This window comes from Ideonella azotifigens (assembly GCF_006519715.1).
Classification (GTDB): Bacteria; Pseudomonadota; Gammaproteobacteria; order Burkholderiales; family Burkholderiaceae_C; genus Ideonella; species Ideonella azotifigens.
In genome coordinates this window covers 1-6,312 of sequence record NZ_VIDT01000310.1, presented here as the reverse complement: position 1 = coordinate 6,312, position 6,312 = coordinate 1, and the positions used below count along the sequence as shown (strand labels likewise).

General features: G+C 67.5%; 5 protein-coding genes. 4 read left to right on the top strand and 1 reads right to left on the bottom strand.

Annotated features, from left to right (window positions below):
- On the bottom strand, positions 1-1,543 hold a 1,543-nt coding region (locus tag FKP22_RS17820; protein WP_141288900.1), incomplete at its 3' end, for a winged helix-turn-helix domain-containing protein.
- A 274-nt stretch (positions 1,544-1,817) separates the two neighbouring features.
- Here FKP22_RS17820 and FKP22_RS17815 point away from each other — a divergent pair.
- The 4 genes from FKP22_RS17815 to rsmH form a co-directional block, all read left to right on the top strand.
- A complete protein-coding gene (locus FKP22_RS17815) occupies positions 1,818-3,350 on the top strand; it encodes a carboxypeptidase-like regulatory domain-containing protein (protein WP_141288898.1) in 1,533 nt (510 codons plus the stop codon).
- 14 nt (positions 3,351-3,364) lie between these two features.
- Positions 3,365-4,474 carry an Lcl C-terminal domain-containing protein gene (locus FKP22_RS17810; protein ID WP_141288896.1) on the top strand — a complete coding sequence of 370 codons (1,110 nt, stop codon included), beginning with the start codon at positions 3,365-3,367 and terminating at the stop codon, positions 4,472-4,474.
- A 450-nt stretch (positions 4,475-4,924) separates the two neighbouring features.
- Complete coding sequence (locus FKP22_RS17805) at positions 4,925-5,353, top strand: division/cell wall cluster transcriptional repressor MraZ (RefSeq protein WP_141288902.1); 429 nt, start codon at positions 4,925-4,927, stop codon at positions 5,351-5,353.
- 127 nt (positions 5,354-5,480) lie between these two features.
- Positions 5,481-6,312, top strand: an 832-nt coding sequence (rsmH, locus tag FKP22_RS17800; protein WP_141288895.1) for a 16S rRNA (cytosine(1402)-N(4))-methyltransferase RsmH, incomplete at its 3' end; no start/stop codon positions are given.

Below are 6,312 nucleotides of genomic sequence, written 5' to 3'. Positions count from 1 at the left end.
ACAGGAACAGCACCTGGCCAGCGTTCGGGCAGGCCTGGGCATAGAGGTTGCGGCTGCTGGCGGCCAGGGTTTCGCGCAGGTGGCCGTCGTGGCCGTCCAGCAGCTCGATGCTGTCGGCGAACTTGTAGACCGAGGCGGCCACCGCGTTGGGCTCGCCCGGCAGCGTGGCCAGGTGGATGGCGGTCTGGGCGCGCGAGAACAGCGTAGGCTCGCCGCCTTGTGGCGAGATGCGCCAGGTCGCCTGGGTGCCGTCGCGGGCAGAGTTGAAGGTGATGCCGCGGTCGTCTGCCAGCCAGGCCATGCCGCCCAGCGGCGCGTCGTCATGGGTCAGGCGGGTGGCTTCGCCCTGGGTCGCATCCGCCACGTCGACCAGGAAGACGTCGCCCACGGTGATGCTGCCGCGCATGAAGGCCAGCTGCTTGCCGCTGCGCGAGAAGACGGGTTGCACGTCGGTCTCGCCGCCGCTGGGGTGGGTCAGCTGGCGCTCCTGGCCGGTGGCGATCTCGTGCAGGAAGATCGCACCGCCGCCGGTGTCGTCCTGGCCGGTTGACTTCAGCGGCCGCGCCAGCGCGAGCCAGCGGCCGTCCGGCGACGCGTCCACAAAGCCGATGCGGAACTGGTAGAAGCAACTGGCCAGCTTCTCGGGCTGGCCTTCGGGCAAGGTTAGCGCGACGATCTCGCAGTCCTCGCCTTCGCGGGCCCTGGCGTAGGCCAGCCGGTCCGGGCCCAGCCACATGGGGCTGGCCAGGTGCATCTCGGCCGGCTCGCGCAGCTCGATCACCGGCGCCTCCGGCCGGTTGCGCTCGACGATGCGCAGCCGCACGTCGCCCTCGCCGCGCGACCAGACAAAGGCCAGGCGTTGGCCATCCGGGCTGACGGCCGGGTAGTTCTCCACCCCGTCCAGCAGCGTCATCGGTTGCGGCGGCGTGCGGTCCACCCCTGCCGTTGCCTTTTCGTTGCCTTGCTGCAGCCACCATGCGGCGCCTGCGGTGATGGCCAGTACCAGGACCAGCACCAGCGCGCCAGCCATGGCCGCGAGGCGACCGAACGGGGCCTTCTTGGCCGAGGTGACCGGCACGGCCTGCGCCTCGGGCATCGCGGGTGCCTCGCTGGTCGGCAGGGATGCAGCGGCGGGCGCAGGTTCCGCCACGGCCGGCAGCCGCAGCTGGTAGCCGGTCTTGGAAATCGTCTGGATCGCGCTGGCGGCTTCATCTGCGGGCTCGCCCTGGACGGCCTGCGTTTCGTCCAGTGCCCGGCGCAGTTGCCAGATGGCGTGCGTCAGCGCGCGCGAGCCGGTGTAGGTGTTGCCGTCCCAGACTTCGGTGATCAGCCGCTCGCGCAGCACCACGTCGCCGCCGGCCTCGGCCAGTCGCTGCAGCACCGCGGCCGTCTTGACCGAGAGTTGCTCCTCCGGTCGCTGGCCGTCGCCCAAGCGGCGGGTCGTGGCATCGAAAAGGAAACGGCCGATGCGCCAGCGGCGGTGGGGCAGCGCGGCAGCCGGATCGGCGGCGCCCGGCACGGCTGGGCGGGAGTCGAGTTGCACGTCAGGGCCTGTGGAGCAAAGGCAAGGCGGCGCGGCCGCAGGCTGTTGGCGTCACGCAAGTCATTGATTTGAAAGGATCAATTAAACATCGAGAAAAAACCGAGAAAAGCTCGGCAGGCGTTCCATTGTGGGGCGGCGAGGCACTCTGTGTAATCGGCGGCAGATCTCATCCCCGCTTTTCATCGGAGTCCTGCCCATGTTGTTGAACTCGCGTTTTTGGCGCCCGGCCTCCCGCCTTGCGTTGACGGCGACCGCCCTCGCTTCAGCGCTGCTCGTGCCCGCTGCACGTGCCGACGTGCTGGGCGTGTTGACCGACGCCGTCACCGGCCAGCCCTTCCCCGAAGGCCTGCCCTTTGCGCAGCTGCTGAGCTGCCTGAACACCGGCGACAAGCTTTGCAGCGGCTGGATCGCGGCGGTCAACCCTGACGCTTCGGGCGCTTTCCGCTTCGACGGCAGCACGCTGGCGCCCGGCAGCTACCAGGTCACCGGCTGGTCCGATGGCCATGAGCAGAAGCGCAGCAAGCCCTTCACCATCACCGGCACCGAGGACCACAGCGTGAACCTGGCCCTGGCGATGGTGCCTGTGACGGTGTCCGACATCCAGGGCTGCGAAACGCTGGAAGCGGGCGGTTACTGCACGGTGCATTACCGCTTGACCAGCCAGGCAAGCGAGCAGCTGCAGTTGCAGGTATGGGCCATGGTGGACGCCAGCAGCGCGATTCCGGCCGGCTGGTCCGAGTACGAATGGGGCAACGACAGCGCCAAGCCCATGGTGGTCACGCTGGGCGCCGGCAAGAGCAAGGCACTGAGCCAGCGCATCTACGTCGGCACCGGCATGCCCAGCGGTGCCTACAGCTCGTTGTCGCTGTTTGTCTCACCCAAAGGTAAGCCCCAGGAGACGCTGATCACCGAGATGCTGCCGACCGTGCTGTTCACGGCCACTGGCGGCGGCGGCAATGGCCTGCGCATCGAGACCGATCCACGCGCCAAAGCGCAGGCGATGGCGGCGATGAAGCAGGCTCGCCTGGTGCGCAAGGGCTGGGAAGGCAAGGCCCAGGTGCAGGCCGCGGCCAGCGGCAAGCTGACGATCTACGGCCAGGTGATCGGTGCTGACACCGGTGCCGCACTGCCGGTGGAAGACAAGCCGCAGGTCGAGCTGATGCGCTGCGAGATGCCCGACGACACCTATTGCCGCTGGCTGCAGAGCGACCCGGCAACGCTGGACGAGACCGGCAAGTTCACGGTGCACATGACCAACGCGCCGGCTGGCCGCTACCAGCTGCATGTGATTGCCGGCGCCCATTACGGGCAATCGGTGCAGCCGGTGTTCGACCTGCCGGGCGCCGAGGGCACCAAGCTGCTGAAGGTCACGCTGCCGCGCCTGGCGATCGACCTGGACGCGGTGGAACGCTGCACCGCAGCACCCGCCGACAACTGCCCCATGCGCTACACGCTGCGCAACACAACCAGCCAGGACATCAGCGCCGCGGTGTGGCTCTACACCTATGGGGTGCAGAGCAAGTCGCAGTCGGGCACGCCCATCTACGACATCGGCCAGAACGGCAAGGCCCATGGCCAGAAGATCCTGGTGACGGTACCCGCCGGCCAGACCTACGACCTGGCCAGCAAGCTGGACCTTTCGGACCTGGCGCCGGGCTCTACCGGCTGGATGCGCCTGTTCATTGGTGACCCCAACGACGCGGCCCAGGCCATCTCGTACACCCACATTGGCAACTACACCGTCAGCGCCGGCGCCGAAGGCCGCACGCTGACCGTCGTCCCACGTCCCGACGTGATCATCCACTGAGACCCAGAACCTGCATGAACGCTTCTTCCGCTCTTTCCGCTGCGGCCTTCGCCACCGCTGTGTTGTTCACCGGCGCGGCCTCCGCCGCCCAGCCCACCGGCCGCCTGAACGATACGGGCGCTTCGATGTGCCTGGACGCCGCTGGTGGCAGCACCTGCAGCAACCACCAGGATGCACTGGTCGGTCGCGATGTGACACATCCTGACCCCACCGACGGCCGGCTCGGTTTTTCGTTCCAGAAGCTGGACGCGCAGGGCGGCAAGCTGCCGGCCACGGCCGCCGACTGGGCTTGCGTGCACGACCGCGTGACCGGCCTGATGTGGGAAATGAAGACCGCCGATGGCAGCGTGCACGACGCCACACAGCAGTTCACCAACCTCGGCGACGGCAGCGCCACCGACAGCAGCGCGCTGGTCGCCCAGGCCAATGCCGAAGGCCTGTGCAGCCGGCACGACTGGCGCCTGCCCACGCGCAACGAGCTGATCAGCATCGTCGACTACAGCACCGTCTACCCCGGCCCCACGGTCGATGCCGACTGGTTCCCCAACAGCACCGCCTACAGCGTCTGGGCCTCGAACGAGCAGGTCGGCAACACGGCACGCAGCTGGTACGTGAACTTCATGGACGGCTACAGCGCCACGCTGGACAAGGGCTATGCCTTTGGCCAGGTCCGCCTGGTCAGCGGCACTGCGCCCGCCCCGTCGCCGCGCTTCCAGGTGCTGGACGGTGGCGCCGAGGTGCTGGACACGCTGACCGGCCTGACCTGGCAGCGCTGCTCGGTGGGCCAGACCTGGAGCGGCAAGACCTGCACCGGCCAGGCCGCGGCGATGGACTGGTCGACCGCACTGCAGACCGGCACCGACACCGCAAAAAGCAGCGGCAAGGCCTGGCGCGTGCCCAATGTGAAGGAACTGGCCAGCATTTCTTCCGACGACCGCGTCCAGCCGTCGGTCGACACGGCGACCTTCCCGCGCACGCTCAGCGAGCTGTTCTGGACGGCCACGCCGTACACCGCGTCCGGCCCGTTTGGCGCTTATGCCTGGACGGTCTACGAATACGACGGCTCGGCCACCTCGCAGCTGACCACCGAAGGCTCCCGGCTGCGCCTGGTGCGTAACAAGTAAGCCGGCGGGTTCATGGCTGTACGGTCCGCCGCGGGCGGGCCTTTCGCCCCGGCGCACCGCGTGCCCCGGGGCCTTGTCGCTGGTGGCGCCAAGCGCCATGCGTGAGCTAAAGTAACCGCGCGCTGCACGCATTCCCGGCTGCGTTTGCCGGAGCTCCCGGCCTCTGGCCGCATGCAACAAAACGGAACAGCTTGCGGGCATGGTTCACGTTTCTCCCGGCGCGCACCAGCCGCTCCCCGCAGGTCCACTTGCGTGAGAGAGCTGAGTATTCACTTTCACTGCCACTCGCAAGCACTTGTTTTTGAAGAGCCTTTTATTTCAGGCTTCTTCACATACACCCCTAAGTACCTGATTTCATTGATTTTTCCCCTTGGGTTTCGTTGACCCGTCCCCGAGTGGTGGGTTAAAGTGGGGTGAAATGCATTTTTGTGGGGTGATGTGTCCGAATTGGTGCTTCAGGGCGAGTCTGAGCTGACGCTGGACGGCAAAGGGCGGGTGACCGTGCCTGCCCGTTTCCGCGACACGCTCAATGCGCTCTGCGGGGGCCAGATGACGGTCACCAAGCACCCCACGCGCTGCCTGCTGCTGTTCCCGCGCCCGGCGTGGATCGATTTCCGCACCAAGCTGCTGGGCCTGCCGATGGACGTCGAGGCCTGGCGCCGCATCTACATCGGCAGCGCGATCGATGTCGACATCGATGGTGGCTCGCGCGTGCAGCTCTCGCCCGAGCTGCGCAAGTGGGCCGGGCTGGACAAGGAGCTGACGCTGGTCGGCATGGGCAGCCGGATGGAGATCTGGGACCGCGAGCGCTACACCGCGCTGGAAGAAGCGACCCTTGCTCAGCCCATGCCCGAGAGCATGCGGCACATGGTGATGTGAGATCTGATCGCCGCCATGAAAGATGTTCTTCAAACCAAGCTGAGCGGGCCGAGCGCCGGGCCGCTCCCAAGCCGGCCCGAATCCCCTTGGGGGATCGCCCGACGTATTCGTCGGTCGAGGGGCTGACATGACTCTTGCCCATACCACCGTGCTGCTTCAGGAGGCAGTCGATGCGCTGCTGCTGCAGCCGCATGAAGACGCGCCCGATCCGGCCGCCGGCACCTATGTCGACGGCACCTTCGGCCGCGGCGGCCATTCGCGAGCCTTGCTGGCCCGCCTGGGCCCGGCCGGCCGGCTGATCGCGTTCGACAAGGACCCGGAAGCCGTGGCCGCGGCCACCACCGGCGACAACGCCATCACCGACCCGCGTTTCGAGATTCATCACGCCAGTTTTGCCAGCATGGCCGAGGCGCTGGCCCAGCGTGCACCGGCCGGTGCCGACGGCGTGCTGATGGACCTGGGTGTCAGCTCGCCGCAGATCGACAACCCCGCCCGCGGCTTCAGCTTCCGCTTCGACGGCCCGCTGGACATGCGCATGGACACCACGCGCGGCGAAAGCGCGGCGGACTTCCTGGCGCGTGCCGACGAGCGCCAGATTGCACAGGTGATCCGCGACTATGGCGAAGAACGGTTTGCTGTCTCGATTGCAAAGGCGCTTGTGGCTCGCCGCGAGGGCGGAAAACCACCGCGAACCACTGCCGAGCTGTCCGAGCTCGTGGCTGGTGCGGTCAAGACCCGCGAAGCCGGCCAGAACCCCGCCACACGCACCTTTCAGGCTCTTCGGATTTTCGTCAACGCCGAGCTTGAAGAGCTTGAGCAAGGCCTGCGGGCTGCGCTGAGCCTGCTGAAGACGGACGGCCGGCTGGCAGTGATCAGCTTCCATTCGCTGGAAGACCGCATCGTCAAGACCTTCATCCAGCACGAGAGCCGGGTGGAGGTGGACCGGCGCGCGCCGTTTG